This is a genomic window from Streptomyces sp. AC1-42W, from assembly GCF_003248355.1.
Lineage (GTDB): Bacteria > Actinomycetota > Actinomycetes > Streptomycetales > Streptomycetaceae > Streptomyces.
Map to the genome: position 1 here is coordinate 2,360,245 of NZ_QKWY01000002.1, position 14,709 is coordinate 2,374,953.

Annotated in this window: 14 protein-coding genes; 2 read left to right on the forward strand and 12 right to left on the reverse strand. The window is 73.8% G+C overall.

Annotated features, from left to right (window positions below):
- Window positions 1-93 precede the first annotated feature (93 nt).
- Entirely contained in the window at window positions 94-1,995 is a 1,902-nt protein-coding gene (locus DNK56_RS28610; RefSeq protein WP_111338668.1) for an alkyl/aryl-sulfatase, read from the forward strand.
- Between the two features lie 65 nt (window positions 1,996-2,060).
- Here the strand turns inward: DNK56_RS28610 and DNK56_RS28615 are convergent, their stop codons facing one another.
- The 8 genes from DNK56_RS28615 to DNK56_RS36270 all read right to left on the reverse strand — a co-directional run bounded on the left by DNK56_RS28615 (window position 2,061) and on the right by DNK56_RS36270 (window position 8,259).
- Window positions 2,061-2,945, reverse strand: a complete 885-nt coding sequence (locus DNK56_RS28615; RefSeq protein WP_111338669.1) for an SDR family oxidoreductase — start codon at window positions 2,943-2,945, stop codon at window positions 2,061-2,063.
- A gap of 276 nt (window positions 2,946-3,221) precedes the next feature.
- The gene (locus DNK56_RS28620; RefSeq protein ID WP_111338670.1) at window positions 3,222-4,463 is read right to left on the reverse strand and encodes a cytochrome P450 family protein; all 1,242 of its coding nucleotides are present in this window, start codon (window positions 4,461-4,463) and stop codon (window positions 3,222-3,224) included.
- A gap of 10 nt (window positions 4,464-4,473) precedes the next feature.
- On the reverse strand, window positions 4,474-5,688 hold the full coding sequence (locus tag DNK56_RS28625) for a cytochrome P450 (RefSeq protein WP_111338671.1): 1,215 nt from the start codon (window positions 5,686-5,688) through the stop codon (window positions 4,474-4,476).
- Window positions 5,685-6,311, reverse strand: a complete 627-nt coding sequence (locus tag DNK56_RS28630) for a GTP-binding protein (protein WP_199563593.1) — start codon at window positions 6,309-6,311, stop codon at window positions 5,685-5,687. The genes DNK56_RS28625 and DNK56_RS28630 overlap by 4 nt, the downstream gene beginning before the upstream one ends.
- Window positions 6,289-6,615 carry a DUF742 domain-containing protein gene (locus DNK56_RS28635; RefSeq protein ID WP_199563592.1) on the reverse strand — a complete coding sequence of 109 codons (327 nt, stop codon included), beginning with the start codon at window positions 6,613-6,615 and terminating at the stop codon, window positions 6,289-6,291. Before DNK56_RS28635 ends, DNK56_RS28630 begins: the two co-directional genes overlap by 23 nt.
- Window positions 6,616-6,638: 23 nt before the next feature.
- Window positions 6,639-7,067, reverse strand: a complete 429-nt coding sequence (locus DNK56_RS28640; RefSeq protein ID WP_111338673.1) for a roadblock/LC7 domain-containing protein — start codon at window positions 7,065-7,067, stop codon at window positions 6,639-6,641.
- A 2-nt stretch (window positions 7,068-7,069) separates the two neighbouring features.
- The gene (locus tag DNK56_RS28645) at window positions 7,070-8,011 is read right to left on the reverse strand and encodes an ATP-binding protein (RefSeq protein WP_241990111.1); all 942 of its coding nucleotides are present in this window, start codon (window positions 8,009-8,011) and stop codon (window positions 7,070-7,072) included.
- The gene (locus DNK56_RS36270) at window positions 7,966-8,259 is read right to left on the reverse strand and encodes a hypothetical protein (protein WP_241990112.1); all 294 of its coding nucleotides are present in this window, start codon (window positions 8,257-8,259) and stop codon (window positions 7,966-7,968) included. The genes DNK56_RS28645 and DNK56_RS36270 overlap by 46 nt, the downstream gene beginning before the upstream one ends.
- 418 nt (window positions 8,260-8,677) lie before the next feature.
- Here DNK56_RS36270 and DNK56_RS28650 point away from each other — a divergent pair, with 418 nt between their 5' ends.
- Window positions 8,678-9,895, forward strand: a complete 1,218-nt coding sequence (locus tag DNK56_RS28650) for an FAD-dependent monooxygenase (RefSeq protein WP_111338674.1) — start codon at window positions 8,678-8,680, stop codon at window positions 9,893-9,895.
- Here the strand turns inward: DNK56_RS28650 and DNK56_RS28655 are convergent.
- The 4 genes from DNK56_RS28655 to DNK56_RS28670 are packed head-to-tail and all read right to left on the reverse strand — an operon-like array spanning window position 9,888 to window position 14,628.
- Complete coding sequence (locus DNK56_RS28655; RefSeq protein WP_111338675.1) at window positions 9,888-10,616, reverse strand: ABC transporter ATP-binding protein; 729 nt, start codon at window positions 10,614-10,616, stop codon at window positions 9,888-9,890. The genes DNK56_RS28650 and DNK56_RS28655 overlap by 8 nt on opposite strands.
- 10 nt (window positions 10,617-10,626) lie before the next feature.
- The gene (locus tag DNK56_RS28660) at window positions 10,627-11,433 is read right to left on the reverse strand and encodes an ABC transporter ATP-binding protein (RefSeq protein WP_111338676.1); all 807 of its coding nucleotides are present in this window, start codon (window positions 11,431-11,433) and stop codon (window positions 10,627-10,629) included.
- The gene (locus DNK56_RS28665) at window positions 11,430-13,418 is read right to left on the reverse strand and encodes an ABC transporter permease (protein ID WP_111338677.1); all 1,989 of its coding nucleotides are present in this window, start codon (window positions 13,416-13,418) and stop codon (window positions 11,430-11,432) included. Before DNK56_RS28665 ends, DNK56_RS28660 begins: the two co-directional genes overlap by 4 nt.
- 1 nt (window position 13,419) lies before the next feature.
- Window positions 13,420-14,628, reverse strand: a complete 1,209-nt coding sequence (locus DNK56_RS28670) for an ABC transporter substrate-binding protein (protein WP_111338678.1) — start codon at window positions 14,626-14,628, stop codon at window positions 13,420-13,422.
- Between the last annotated feature and the right edge of the window lie 81 nt (window positions 14,629-14,709).

Sequence of the window (14,709 nt, forward strand, 5' to 3'; positions counted from 1 at the left end):
GCTTGTGGGCCGCGGCACACCGGGTGAGGGTGGCGGTGCCCAGGGTTCGCCAGGGGGCCGGATGCCCAGGCCGTCCCCGCGAGGGAGACCAGCATGCCGCAGGATGCCGGGAGCAGGCCCGCCGAGCGGGCCGTCGCCGAAGCCAACCGGGCCGTCCGGCGCGACTACCCCTTCGCCGACACCCAGGACCTGGAGGACGCCCGGCACGGCTTCATGGGCACGGCGCCGGGCCCCCTCGTCCGGGACGCCGCCGGAAGCGCGGTCTGGGACATCGAGGCGTACGGCTTCCTCGACCAGGACTGCCCGGACACCGCCAACCCCAGCCTGTGGCGGCAGAGCCGGCTGTGCTCCGAGCACGGCCTGTTCGAGGTGACCGCGGGCATCTACCAGGTCCGCGGCTTCGACCTCTCCAATATGACGCTCGTCGAGGGCGAACGCGGCGTCCTCGTCATCGACCCCCTGGTCTGCGCCCCCACGGCCGCCGCCGCACTCGCGCTCTACCGCGCCCACCGGGGCGAGCGGCCCGTGACCGGAGTGCTGTACACCCACAGCCACGTCGACCACTTCGGCGGGGTCCGCGGGGTGCTGACCGACGAAGCCGTGGCGGGCGGGGTCCCGGTGCTCGCCCCCGAGGGCTTCCTGGAGCACGCCGTCAGCGAGAACGTCTACGCGGGCGCCGCCATGAGCCGTCGCGCCGCCTTCATGTACGGCGCCGCCCTGCCCAAGGGGCCTCGCGGCCAGATCGGCGCCGGCCTCGGGCAGAGCGTCTCGACCGGCGCGCCCGGCCTGATCCCGCCCACCCTCGACATCACCCGCACCGGCCAGACGGAGACCGTGGACGGCATCCGGATGGTGTTCCAGCTCACCCCCGGCACCGAGGCACCGGCCGAGCTGAACATCCACTTCCCGGACTTCTCCGCCCTGTGCATGGCGGAGAACGCCACGCACAACCTGCACAATCTGCTGACCCTGCGCGGCGCCGAGGTCCGCGACCCGCACGTCTGGTCCCGCTACCTCACCGAGTCGATCAGCCTCTTCGGCGAACTCTCCGACGTGGCCTTCGCCTCCCACCACTGGCCCGTCCGGGGCCGCGAGCGCGTGATCACCTTCCTCTCGGAGCAGCGCGACGTGTACGCGTACCTCCACGACCAGGTGCTGCGCCTGCTCAACCGGGGACTCACGGCGGCGGAGATCGCCGAGGAGATCGTGATGCCGCCCGCCCTGGAGCGCGCCTGGCACACCCACGGCTACTACGGCTCCGTCAGCCACAACGCCAAGGCCGTCTACCAGCGCTACCTCGGCTGGTACGACGGCAACCCGGCGCACCTGTGGCAGCACCCGCCGGTCGCGGCGGCCCGGCGCTACGTGGAGTTCATGGGCGGCGCCGACGCCGTCCTGGACCGGGCCCGGCGCTGTTTCGACGAGGGCGACTACCGCTGGGTGGTGGAGGTCGTCAACCATGTGGTCTTCGCCGACCCCGGCAACGCGCGGGCCCGCGCCCTGCAGGCCGACGCCCTGGAGCAGCTGGGCTACGGCAGCGAGAACGGCACCTGGCGCAACGTCTATCTGATGGGCGCCCGCGAACTGCGCCACGGCAGCCTCGGCACCCCCACCACCACCGCGTCGCCCGACGTCATGGCCGCCCTCACCCTGGACCAGCTGGTCGACGCGATCGCCGTCCGGGTCAACGGCCCCCGCGCCTGGGACGCCGACATCACCATCCGCTGGGACGTCAACGGCGCCGAACCCCTCACGACCCGGCTGCGCAACGGCGTCCTCACCCAGATCACGGGCCCCGGCCCGGCCGCGGGCGAGCCCGACCTCACCGTCGCCCTGGCGGAGGCCGATCTGCGGGACGTCCTGACCGGCGCGGTCCCGCCCGGCGACCTGGCGTCCCGGCCGGGCGTCGAGGTCACCGGGGACATCGCCCGGCTCACCGAACTCCTCGGCCACCTAGACGACCCCGACCCCGACTTCGCCATCGTCACCCCCTGACCGCCCGCCGCCATCGACCACCGTCCGCCGCTGCGAGGCCCCGCACATGCGGGCAGGGGGCCGGGTCAGGCCGGGTCCGGCGGGCCGGCCGCTGCCGCTTCCGCCGCCCGGCCGCCCGCGCCCAGCAGGCCCGTCGCCGTGAACTGGGAGCGGGTCAGCTCCTTGCGGGTCGCGCGGGCGACCACCCCCGGCAGCCCGGCCCGCACCGCCTGCACCCCGCGCAGCCACCCCGGCACGTACACCGACGGCGACCGCCGTTCCACCGCCCCGACCACGCGCCGGGCCACGTGCGGCGCGGAGTACGTCCGGCGGGCGGGCGGCGGCATGTGCGCGCGCAGTTCGCGCAGCACCGGGTACCGGTCGGCGTCCCGGATCATGTCCGTGTCGATCCAGTTCAGGTACGCGATGCCGACCCCGACGCCGTGCGGGGCCAGCTCCGCGCGCAGCGAGTGGCACAGCGCCTCCACGCCCGACTTCGAGGCGCAGTACGCGCTCATCATCGGCGCGGCCCCGATGGCGGCCAGCGAGGCGATCTGGAGGTAGTGCCCGCGGGTGTCCAGGAGCTGCGGCAGGAACACGCGGGCGGTGACCGCGCTGCCCACGAGGTTGACTTCGATCACGCGCCGCCAGCTCGCCGGATCGGACTCCGCGAACGGACCGCCCTCGGCCACGCCCGCGTTGGCCACGACCACGGACGCGGGCCCGAGCCTGCGGCGTACCTCCTCGGCGACGCGCGCCATCGCCGCGTCGTCCGTGACGTCCACGTGCCAGTGCCCGGAGGGCGCCGGGAGCGTGCCTGCCACCCGCGCGAGCGCCTCCTCCTCCAGGCCGAGCAGGGCCACGCGCGCACCGCGGGCCGCCAGCTCGCGGGCCACGGCCTTCCCGAGGCCGCGCGCCCCGCCGGTCACCACGGCCGTACGGCCCCGCAGCGGGTGCTTCCGGTAGGTCACGGGACTCCTTCGCGCTCTCGCAGGGCCGGGCACGCCCGGTTCCCGGCCATGGTCACCCGAGGCCGCCGGATGTGCGCGGCGGGAGGGTCCGGGCACGGGGCGGCCGGGGCGGGGCACGAGGCCGGAAGCCGCCCCCGGGTCGCGCCGGGCGGCGGGCACGTTCACGCTGGACGGGATGGGCCCGCACCGGTGAGGAACGAGAACCGCCTTCCCCCGCATGGAGGATTCGGATGACGACGACCGCCGCCGCACCAGACCGCCTCGGGCGACGGGCGGCTAGTCGCCGGCCGGGCGCAGAAGCACCGGAAGCGTCTGGTGGCCGTTGGTGATCAGGGACGGGACGGGGCGCAGGTCCTCGGCCGGGACGGCGAGGCGGGCGTCGGGGAAGCGGGCGAAGAACTGCTGGAGGGCGGTGACGACCTCCAGGCGGGCGAGCGGGGCGCCGAGGCAGAAGTGGATGCCGTGCCCGAAGGCCAGATGCTCCTTGGACGGGCGGGTGACGTCGAACGCGTCCGCGCTCTCGCCGTGCCAGTCCGGGTGGCGGTTGGCGGGCGCGTACGAGGCGAGGATCGCCTCCCCCTTCGCGATCACCCCGCCCCCGGGCAGCGGGATGTCGGAGAGCGCGTAGCGCAGGGGGATGTGCTTGACCGCCGGTTCGTGCCGCAGCGTCTCCTCGACCACGTCGTTCCAGTCGGCGCGGCCGGCGCGGCCGGCGCGCAGGTGGGCGAGCTGGTCCGGGCGGGTCAGCAGGGCGGTGACCGCCTGGTCGATGACGTTGACCGTGGTCTCGTACCCGGCGGAGATCATGAGGAGGAGCGTGTCGCGCAGTTCCTCGTCGCCGAGCCGGCCGCCGTCGCCCTCCTCGTCGCGGGTGGCGAGCAGCAGCGAGGTCATGTCGTCGCCGGGCAGGGCCCGCTTGGCGAGGATGAGCTGGTCGAGCGCCTGGTAGAGGGAGGCCGTGTTGGCGGTGGCCTCCTCGACGGTGAGGGTGGTGTCGAAGACGCCGTCCACGACGGACCGGAAGCCGTCGAGCTGGTCCTCGGGCACGCCCATGAGGCGGCCGATCACCGCGATGGGCAGCGGGTAGGCCAGTTCCGTGCGGAGATCGACGACCTCACCGGCCGGCCGGGCGGCGAGACCGTCGAGCAGTTCGGCGACGATCTTCTCCACGGAGACGCGCAGGTCCTGGATGCGGCGGGCGCTGAACGCGGGCGCGATCATCCGGCGCAGCCGCCGGTGGTCGCCGCCGTACGCCGTGAACATGTTGTTCACCGCGACCCACAGGGCGAGCGGCCAGGTGGTCACGGTCTCCGCGAAGGCCGGCCAGTGGGCGCGGGCGTCCTTGGAGACCTCGGAGCTGGTCAGCAGCTCCTTGAGGAGGAACGGATCGCTGACCGACCACGCGGTCACGCCGAGGACGTCGACACGGGTGGCGGGGCCGCGCTCGCGCAGCGCCCGGTATTCCGCGTGGCGGTCGGTGCCGGCGGGGTCGAGGACGAGGATCGGCTGCTCGGACATGGCGATTCCTTCATCGGTGGGAGGCATCGAAGACGATCGGGAGGGACTCCAGTGCACGGTGGAACGGCCCCGGCCGCCACCGCAGTTCGTCCGCCGGGACCGCGAGGTCCATCTCGGGGAGGGCGTCGAGCAGATGCGTGACCGCGGTCTCCGCGATCAGATACGCGTGGGAGCGGGCCGGACAGGTGTGCGGGCCGATGCTCCACGCCAGATGGGCCCGGTTGCCGGCGATGCCGCCGGGGGCCCGTGCGATGGCCGGGTCGTTGTTGCAGGCGGCCATCGAGATCAGGACCGGCTGGTGGGCGGGGAGCAGCACACCGTCCACGTCGGCCGGATAGGGGGGATAGGTGATGCAGTAGTTCGCCATCGGCGGGTCCGTGTAGAGGACGGTGTCCAGCGCGTCCCGCACGGTGGAGTGCCCGGCGTGCAGCCCGGCGGAGAACTCCTCGTCGACGAGGATCTTCAGCTGGGTGTTGGCGATGAGATTGGTCAGCGGCTCGATGCCGGCCCCGTACAGCGTGACCAGCTGGTGGCCCATCTCCTCGTCGCTCAGCCGCGCCGAGTGGGCGACGAGCCGGCTGGTGATGTCGTCGGCCGGATGGTTCCGGCGCAGCGCGACCAGGTCGGCGACGGCCTGGCCGAGGATCTCGTTGCCCCGCTGGGCGTCGGTGGCCTCGAAGATCCGGGACATCCCGTCGGCGATCCGCGCCCCGATCTCGTCGGGGCAGCCGAGCAGGGAGCTGAGGACGCGGAAGGCGATCGGCCAGGCGTACTGGGTGAGCACATCGGCGCGGCCCGCCGTGACGAACTCCGCGACGGCGCTCGCCGCCAGCTCCTCCACCCGGGCCCGCAGCGCGTGCTGGTCCACGGCGTCGATCGCGGAGGTGTTGGCGGCCCGGTAGCGGGCGTGGGCGGTGCCGCTGCTGCGCAGGGCGTTGGGCCGCCACTCCATCATCGGCCGCACCGGACAGGTGGCCGGCACCCCCTCCTGCCAGACCCGCGGATCGGAGGGGAAGTACAGCGGATCGTTGAGGATGCGCCGGGCCTGGAAGTAGCCGATCACCAGCGTGGCGGGAATGCCCGGCGACAGCTCGACCGGCACCAGCGGCCCGTACGACTCGCGCATCCGCCCGTACGCGCCGTGCGGATCGGCGGCGAACGCCGGATCGTAGAGGGCGACCCGGCCGGACGGGGCCGACGGCAGGGTGATGCTGGGGGACGTCATGGGGTGGGCTCCAGGGAGAGGGCCGTACGGTGTGCGGCGAGGTATTCCGTGAGCGTGATCAGGGCGTACACGCACGAGGTGCGGTCCCGCGCGTCACAGGTGGTCAGCGGCGTCGCCGGGTCCAGGGCGAGCGCCTCGCGGATCTCGTGCAGGGCGTACGCGGGCGCCTCCGGGAAGACGTTGATCGCGACCGCGTACGGGATGCCCTGGTCCTCCAGGAGCCCCAGCGCCTCGTGGCTCGCGTCCAGGTCCCGGGTGTCGGCCAGCACCAGGCAGCCGAGCGCGCCGTGCGCCATGTCCTCCCACAGCGGCTGGAATCGCACCTGGCCGGGCAGTCCGAACAGATAGAGCGCGAGGGCGCCGCCCGCCAGGTGGATACGGCCGAAATCCATCCCCACGGTCGTGGTCGTCTTGTCCGGTACGCCCCGCAGGTCGTCCACCCCGGCACTGTCCTGGGTGATCGGCTCCTCCATCCGCAGCGGTCTGACCTCCGAGACACTGCCGATGAGGGTCGTCTTGCCGACGCCGAAGCCGCCGGCGATCACGATCTTGGCGGACCTGGTCACCGTGACCGGCACGTACGCGATGCCGTTCGGTGAGTCAGACCAGTTCTCGCAGTCCATCAAGCACCTTCTGCAGGAGGTCGTTTCGGGGCTGGTCGTCGGCGGCGGCCGCCGGGCCGGCCAGATGGCCGCTGTCCATGAGGGACGACACGATGATGCGGACCGTGGACGGCGGCAGTTGCAGCGCCGCCGCGATGTCGGCGACGGCCAGGCCGCCCCGCCCCACCGCGAACAGGCCCATCACCCGGCGTGCGTCGGGCCCCAGCTCACCGGTCGGGCCCGGCGCGGCGACCATCACGCTCTCCGGGCGGACATCCCGGTCCGGGCGGACCCGCCCGCCCGTGCGGACGTAGGGCCGGACCATGTCCGGATCGTGCCGTGGGCCACTCATGCGACGGAGCCCCCGTCCGGCTGGAGCACCGGCATCCGCTCCGCCGTCCCCAGCTGCTCGCCCAACTGCACCACCAACAGGGCCATGTGGTGGCTGATCAGGCCGACGTCGGCGTGCGGGCCCGTGGTGACGACGGACAGCATGGTGTGCTGCCCGGCGGCGGTCGTCAGGCCGATCGTGGACACGGACTCGATCAGCTGCTGGCGCACGCCCTGCCCGCCGGTGAACTCGTCCCAGGCCCGGCCCGAGGCGCGCAGCGACGCGGTCAGCGCTGCCAGCTTCTCGCCGTCCTCCTGGCTGATGGTGCGGGTCCGGGCCTTGAGCAGCCCGTCGCCGCTCATCAGCACGGCGTACCGGACGCCCTCCACCGACCCCAGCTGCTCGTCCAGCAGCCAGCCCAGGGTGTTCGCGTGCGTGTCCGACATGATCAACGTCCTTCGTCCGTACGAGGGGGGTTCTGGTTGTCCCGGCTGCGGCGGCTGCCCGCCATCCACGCGGCGGCCACCGCCGGCCTGCCCGGCTCGACGACCGGTTCGGGCCCCGGCCGCGCCCCGGCGGCCGGCCGCGTACCGCGCCGGCGGACGGTGAGCCCACTGGCCGTGGTGGCGGGCGCGGGCTGCGGCGCGGACTGCGGCACCGTCTCCGGGACGGGCGGCTGCGCGAGCTGCGGGACGGTCTGCCGGGACGGCTGCGGCGCGGACGCCGGCCTGGACGGCCCCGGCGTCGTGAGCAGCGACTGCGGCAGCACGATGATCGCGCGGGTGCCCCCGTACAGGTTGGGCGCCGTCAGCTCGACGCGGAAGCCGTACTGATGGGCCAGCACCGAGGCCACCCGCAGCCCCGTCTGCGGATAGGCGCCCAGCCGCGTGATGTCGTCCCGCTGCTCACCGGACATCACCCGGCGCGCCCAGGTCAGCCGCTCGTCCTCCACCCGCAGCCCCGCGTCGTCCACGACGAGGAACGCCGCGTTCGCCCCGTGCTCCAGGGAGACGTGCACCCGCGCGTTGGGCGGCGAGTAGCGCAGCGCGTTGTCCAGCAGCACCGACAGCGTGTGCACCACCGCCTCCACGGCCCTGCTCTGCACCGCGAAGGCCTCCAGGTCCGTGTGCTGGACGCGCTGATAGCCCTCGACCCGGCCCATCGCCGTACGGACGACATCGGTGAGCGTGGTCGCCGGCCAGCGCCGCGACAGCTTGTCCCCGGCCAGCACGCCGTAGCCGGACGCGGTCAGCAGCATCTGCTGCGCCAGGTGGTCCAGCTCGACCAGCGTCGCGTACGCCTCGTCCGAGACATGGCGCCGCACCCCGGCGCTGATCGTGCTGCTCAGCTTCGCCGCGCGGTGCACGGTGCTGGAGGCGAAGGCGCGCACCGCGGCGGAACGGCGAGATCCGGCTGGAGGGCGCGGCCGGTCTGCGCGTCGGCGGCGGCCGACTGGACGACGCCGCGGGAGATGTGTGCCACGTACTGCTCGGCGGCCCGCATCTGCTGGGCCAGCTGGTCGCGCTGCTGCCGCAGCTCCTCGGCCCGGCGCCGCTCGGCACGGGCCCGGCTCAGGAACCAGAGCGAGGCGCAGCCTCCCACCGCCGGCGCGAGCAGGATCAGTATCGGTTCGGTCATGGGGTCCTCGCGGAGATCGGGGGACGGTTCCGCCGGCCGCGCGGGCGCCGGCGGACATGCCGGTGCCCCGGACGCCGCGGCCGGAGCACCCGCTTCCGGGTAAGGGGAGTGAACTCGCTTCGACGGGCCGCTCGTTCAGCGGCGGCCGGGGCCGGCGGGTCGTCTTCGCAACGCGTCACGACCGGTGCCGGGGCCGGACGCCGGAAGGGGAGCTGAGCGGTTGACCGGCGAGGGGGACATGACAGAACCCTAAACACAGATGACCAAGAAGCGCACGGTGAAGGTCAGTTGACGATGTATCGGTGGCTGAAAAGTGGAACCGATGGCGGCTCGCGACCGTCCGGGGTGCCCTCGTTAGGATGCGGTTCGGCGCCTGACCGGGCGGACGGCCGGGGCATCGAGTGAGCGGAGACCAGTCATGCGTGGAGGCAGCATCGCCGTGGTCGGCGGGAGCATAGCGGGGTGTGCCGCGGCCCTGGCCGTGTCGCGCGGCGGGGCGGACCGGGTCACCGTCCTCGAACGCGCCGACGCCGAACTCCGGGACCGGGGCGTCGGGATCGGCCTGCAGAACGAGCGCTACGAGGAGCTGAGAGAGGCCGGCTACCTGGCCCCCGAGATGCCCTGGGCGCCGCTGACCCGGCGGGTGTGGAGCGTACGCGACGGGGACGCCCACCACGGACGGGCCATCGGGCAGCAGCCGTTCCCCTTCCGCGCCTACAACTGGGGCTCCCTGTGGAGCGAGTTGCGCCGCCGGGTGCCCGCGGACGTCGACTACCGCTCCGGGGCCGCCGTCACCGCCGTGGAACCCGCCGGCGACGAAGTGACCGTGCGCCTCGCGGACGGGCACGAGGAGCGCTTCGACCTCGTCATCGGCGCCGACGGCTACCGCTCGGTGGTCCGCGAGGCCATGTTCCCCGGCATCAGCCCCCAGTACGCCGGATACATCGGCTGGCGCGGCACCACCGAGGACGTCGAGGGACTGCCGTCGGACGGCCTCGACGCCCACAACCTCGTCTTCCCCGGCGGCCACTGCATGAGCTACCGCATCCCGGACGGCTCCGGCGGCCACCGCCTCAACTGGGTCCTCTACACCACGCCCCCGCGGACGGACGGCCTCCACCCGGACCTGCGCACCCCGACCTCCCTGCCGCCCGGCCGCCTCAACTCCGAGCTGACCGACTGGCTGCGCGCCCTCGTCGCCGAGCACTTCCCGCCGTTCTGGGCGGCCAAGATCCTCGGCACGCCCGCCGGGACCACCTTCATCCAGCCCATCTACGACCTGGTCGTCCCGCACTACACCTCGGGCCGGATGGCGCTCGTGGGCGACGCCGCCAGCATCGCCCGGCCGCACGTCGGCGCCGGCAGTGTGAAGGCCCTCCAGGACGCCACCGCCCTGGAGGCCGCGTGGGCCGCCGGCGAGGACTGGAAGGACGTCCTGGAGCGCTACGACGCCGCCCGCGGCGGGGTCGGCTCCGCGATGGTCGCCCTCGCCCGCCGGATGGGCAGCACCCAGGTCGAGGCCACCCCGGACTGGTCCGCCATGGACCAGCCCGGGTTCGACGCCTGGTGGCAGGAGCAGAACAGCGGCTCCGACCGCAGCAGCGGCTTCGGCGGCCACAGCCTCAAGGTCAGGTAGCCGCCGGCGCCAGCTCCAGCGCGGCGTGCAGAGCGGTCGGGTCCTCGCGCGCCTCCGCCCCGTCCAGCCGCAGCGCCACCCGCCCCGACGTCAGGACCGTCAGCGTGTGCGCGCACCGCGCCGCCGTCGCCGGACTCGGCGACACCAGGAGTACGGCGATGCCCTCGTCGGCCAGCGTGGTGACCAACTCGTGCACCTGGCGCACCAGCGCCGGGGCGAGCCCCTCCGTGGGCTCGTCGAGCAGCAGCACACTCGGCGAGCCGAGCAGCGCACGGGCCAGGGCCAGCATCTGCTGCTCCCCGCCGGACAGGTCCGTGCCCCGGTTGTTCCGGCGCTCGCCCAGCCGGGGCAGCAGGTCGAGGACCCGCTCCGGCGTCCACACGCTGGGCCGCGAGGTGTCGCCCCGGCGCGGCGGCCGGTGCGAGAGCCGCAGATGCTCGGCGACGCTGAGGTTGGCGAAGACCCGGCGGCCCTGCGGGACGAGACCGATCCCGGCGCGGGCGATCCGGTGCGCCGGCCGGCCCGTCACCTCCCGGCCGGCCAGCCGTACGGTGCCCGCGTCCGGGCGCATCAGACCGGCGACGGTGTGGACGAGCGTCGTCTTGCCCGCGCCGTTGTGGCCGACGACGGCGTGCACCGTGCCGGCGGGCACGGACAGGTCGAGGCCGTGGAGGACCGTGCCGCCGTGGTAGCCCGCGGTCAGGCCCGTGAGTTCGAGCATCGGGGGTCGGTCATCCTCTCGCTTCGGTGGAGCCGGTGACGGGGGCGGCCGCCGCACCCGTGTTGTGGTAGGCGTCGCGCACCTCGGGATGGGCCAGCGCCTCCCGCGTCGGCCCGGTGACGAGCACCCGCCCGGCCGCCAGCACCGTCACCGACGTGGCGACCTGGGCGACCACCTCGACGTGGTGCTCCACGAGCACGACCGCCACGCTCTCGGGCAGGGCGCCGAGGATCGCGAGCAGCCGGCCGATGTCGCCGTCGGTCAGCCCGGCCGCCGGCTCGTCCAGGAGCAGCAGCCGCGGATCGCCCGCCAGGGCCGCCGCGAGGTCGAGCATGCGCCGCTGCCCGTGCGAGAGCGTGGCGGCCGGCCGGTGCGCCAGGTCCGCGAGCCCGACCGTCTCCAGGTGCCGCCCGGCCGACTCGGTGTGCAGCCGGTAGCGGGACCGGCTGCGCCAGGCACCCCTGCGCCGGGGGTGGTGCGCCCAGCCGGCCAGCACGATGTTGTCCAGCACCGTCAGCTCGCCGATGACGGACGGCTGCTGGAAGCTGCGCGCGATGCCCAGCCGGCTGCGCCTGGCGGTGGAGGCGCGGGTGACGTCGGCACCGTTCAGGACGATGGTGCCCCGGTCGGGCCGGTCGGTGCCGGCGATGAGGTTGAGCAGGGTCGTCTTGCCGGCGCCGTTGGGGCCGATCACGGCGTGCCGGGCGCCCGCGGGCAGCCGCAGCGACACGTCGTCGACGGCGGTGAGGCTGCCGTACCTGCGGGTGAGGTGGCCGAGGTCCAGCACGGGGGGCGTGGCTTCGGGTACGGGCGTCATGGGGAGACCTTCCCGGAGGATGCGGCGGGCACGGGGCGGCCGGCGGCGGCGCGCAGTCCGGCCAGGCCGCGCGGCAGCAGATACACGGCGGCCACGAACAGCACCCCGAGCAGCAGCGGCCCGTGGCCGGGCCAGGAACCGGCGACCCAGTCCCGGGTGAACACGATCAGCCCGACACCCAGCAGCGCGCCGACGACCGACGTCGTCCCGCCGATGACGACGGCGAGCAGGGCGAACGCGGCGATCTCGAAGCCCACGTCGGCGGGGGAGAGGTACTGCTGGACGGTGACCATCAGCGAACCGCCCACGCCGGCCAGCGCACCGGCGCAGATGTGGGCCACCAGCAGATAGCGCCCCACCGGATGCCCCGAGGCACGCATCCGCGCCTCGGCGCCGCGCGTGCCGGTGAGCAGCTTCCCGGCCGGGGAGCGCAGCACCAGCAGCGTGATCGCGACGGCGACCACGGCCACCACGGCCGCGTACACGTACAGTTCGCGCTCCTCGGTCATGCCCTCGCCGCCCCACAGGGCCTGGGTGGCGGGGAAGCCGACGAGGCCGTCCGCGCCGCCGGTGACGGACTTGACCTGGTTGATCACCGCGCTCGTCAGCTCGCCGATCGCGAGGGTGATCATCAGCACGGTGGTGCCGCGCGCCCGGATCACCGCGGGCCCGGTCACCGCCGAGAACACCGCGGCGGCGAGCGCCGAGAGGACGATCTGGACCGGGCCCACCGTCCACCCGGCGTCGGCCAGGTTGGCGGTGGCGTACGCGCCCACGGCGAACGGGGCGGTCTGCCCGAGAGTGGGCAGTCCGGCGTACCCGGTCAGGACGGTGACGCTGACCGCGAGCAGCCCGAGCGCCAGCGCGGACCCGGCCAGCGAGATGCTGTACGCGTCCAGCACACCGGGCAGCGCGAACAGGACGGCGAGCAGCACCAGCAGCGGGGCCGCCTGCCGCCACCCGGCGGTGCGCAGCCACGCCCCGAGCCGGCCGGGGGCCGCCGGGGCGGCGGCCTCCGGGACCGGTGCGGGCGCCGCCGCGCGCGGCCGGTTTTGCCGGCGGGCGGCCAGGAGCCGGCGCAGCCGGGCGACCGGGTCGGTGTCCGGGCCGCGCTCCTCGTGCGCCGCAGGTTCGGCGAAGCGGGAGCGGAACACGAGGACCGCCGCCATCGCGGCGAACAGCAGGTACGGGGCCAGGTCCGGCAGCACCGACACGCCCAGGGTCTGCACCTCGCCCACGGCGATCGCCGCCGCGAACGTCGCCCACAGCGAGCGCAGCCCGCCCAGGACGACCACCACGAGGGACAGCATCAGCACGTTCTCGGAGGTGCCGGGCCCTGGGCCGATGATCGGCGCCCCCAGCACGCCCGCCGCGCCGGCCAGCGCGCCCGCGGCCGCGAGCACACCGATGTGCACGGCGCGGGGGCTGTGGCCGGTGGCGGCGAGCATCTGGGGGTCGTCCGCCGACGCGCGCACCGCCGCGCCCACCCGGGTCCGGGTCAGCACCCACGTACCGAAGGCCGCCAGGGCGACGGCCATCGCGATGAAGCCGAGCCGGTAGGCGGGGTAGCGGTGGCCCAGCAGGTGGACCGACGAGTCGAGCGCGCCGGGGACCCGCACCGGTAGCTCGTCCGCTCCGAAGAGCTGGATGAGCAGGTCCCCGCCGACCAGGGCGATGCCGAAGGTCAGCAGGGCCTGAGCGAGATGCCCACGCCGGGCGAGCGGCATCGTCGCGGCGGAGAGGCCCGCCCCGGCGAGTGCCGCGGCCGCCGTTCCGGCGGCCAGTCCGAGGGCGAGGCCGCCCCAGGTTCCGTCGCTCAGCTCGGCGCCGGTGTAGGCGCCGATCGCGTACAGCATGCCGTGCGAGAGGTTGAGTACGCCGGCGGTGCCGAACGCGAGGCTCAGGCCGGCGGCGACGACGAACAGCAGCAGCCCGTAGGCCACGCCGTCGACCGCCGGCACGAGGTGGGCATCGAGAAGCTCCATGTCAGCCGCCGAGCGTCGCCAGGTCCTGGACCATGACGTTGGACAGCTGGTTGCCGTCCGAGCGCACCTGGCGCAGGTACCACGTCTGCACCGGCGCGTGCGCCTTCTCGCTGAACTCCCAGTTGCCGCGCGGGCTGTCGATCTGGCCCAGGCCCGCGATGGCCTTGTTGATGGTCTCCGGGGTGACCTCGCCCTTCTTGTCCGCGTCCGCGATCGCCTTGTCGAGCACGGCCGCGGCGTCGTAGGAGGACATCGCGTACGTGGTCGGCTGGGTGTCGTGCTCGGCGGTCCAGTCGGCGGCGAACTTGCGGTTGGCAGCGTTGTCGAGGTCCGGCGCGTAGTTCAGGACGGAGTAGATGCCCTTGGCCGCCGGGCCCTCGGCCTGGAGCACGCTGCCCTCGGTGACGAACGCCGTGTACAGCGGCAGGTCGGCGATGTCGGACTGGGCGTACTGCTTGGCGAAGTCGATGGCCGCCTTGCCCGCGTAGAAGCAGTAGACCGCCTTGGCGTCGGTCTTGGCGATCTCCGCGAAGTACGGCATGAAGTTGGTGGTCTGCGGGAACGGCGTCCACTTGGTCTTGCCGTCCGGGTTGGCCAGCTTGCCGCCGACGCGCTTGAACTCGTCGGTGAACCCGCGCAGTTCGTCGTAGCCACCCTGGTAGTCCGGACCGATCGCGTAGACCGGGCCGTCCACCTTCTCCTTGACGTACGGGGCGATGGCCTTGCCCGGTTCGTCGGACATGAAGCTCGTCGTCCACACGTACTCGGGGTCCTTGACCTCGGGACGGGCGTTGGAGCCGAGGAAGGGGATCTTGGCCTGGGTGACCAGCGGCAGGACGGCGTTGACCGAGCCGCCGCTGACGAGGCCGGTCAGCACGTCGACCTTGTCCTTCTTGACCAGCTTGGTGGCGGCCGGCACGGCGGTGGGCGGGCCGTCGCCCTCGTCGGCCACGATCAGGTCGACCTTGCGGCCGCCGAGTTTGTTGTCGTGTGTCTTCAGATACAGCTCGAAGCCGGCCCGCAGATCGGTGCCGACGGGCTTGTAGGTGCCGGAAAGCGAGGCGACCAGACCGATCTTGACCGTCTCGTCGCCGGAACCGCTGTCGCCGCTGCAACCGGTGACGGCGGCGAGACCCAGGGCGAGGGCGGCCGCGCCCGCCGGCCGGATGAATCTGCGGTGACGGGTACGGCGGGATATGTCGAAGAACATGTGGGCTCTCATCGGGGGTGTGTGAGGTGGACAACGGTGTGACCCGACCGCGGAGCGAGTGCTCCGCGAACGGGTCGTTGC

Bases quoted from the DNA above. Each gene is read 5' to 3' on its own strand.
- DNK56_RS28635 (WP_199563592.1), bottom strand. From the start codon at position 6,615: ATGGTCCGGCCCTACGTCCGCACGGGCGGGCGGGTCCGCCCGGACCGG.
- DNK56_RS28650 (WP_111338674.1), top strand. From the start codon at position 8,678: ATGCGTGGAGGCAGCATCGCCGTGGTCGGCGGGAGCATAGCGGGGTGT.
- DNK56_RS28660 (WP_111338676.1), bottom strand. From the start codon at position 11,433: ATGACGCCCGTACCCGAAGCCACGCCCCCCGTGCTGGACCTCGGCCAC.
- DNK56_RS28640 (WP_111338673.1), bottom strand. From the start codon at position 7,067: ATGTCGGACACGCACGCGAACACCCTGGGCTGGCTGCTGGACGAGCAG.
- DNK56_RS28625 (WP_111338671.1), bottom strand. From the start codon at position 5,688: ATGACGTCCCCCAGCATCACCCTGCCGTCGGCCCCGTCCGGCCGGGTC.
- DNK56_RS28620 (WP_111338670.1), bottom strand. From the start codon at position 4,463: ATGTCCGAGCAGCCGATCCTCGTCCTCGACCCCGCCGGCACCGACCGC.
- DNK56_RS28665 (WP_111338677.1), bottom strand. From the start codon at position 13,418: ATGGAGCTTCTCGATGCCCACCTCGTGCCGGCGGTCGACGGCGTGGCC.
- DNK56_RS28670 (WP_111338678.1), bottom strand. From the start codon at position 14,628: ATGTTCTTCGACATATCCCGCCGTACCCGTCACCGCAGATTCATCCGG.
- DNK56_RS28655 (WP_111338675.1), bottom strand. From the start codon at position 10,616: ATGCTCGAACTCACGGGCCTGACCGCGGGCTACCACGGCGGCACGGTC.
- DNK56_RS36270 (WP_241990112.1), bottom strand. From the start codon at position 8,259: ATGACCGAACCGATACTGATCCTGCTCGCGCCGGCGGTGGGAGGCTGC.
- DNK56_RS28630 (WP_199563593.1), bottom strand. From the start codon at position 6,311: ATGGACTGCGAGAACTGGTCTGACTCACCGAACGGCATCGCGTACGTG.
- DNK56_RS28610 (WP_111338668.1), top strand. From the start codon at position 94: ATGCCGCAGGATGCCGGGAGCAGGCCCGCCGAGCGGGCCGTCGCCGAA.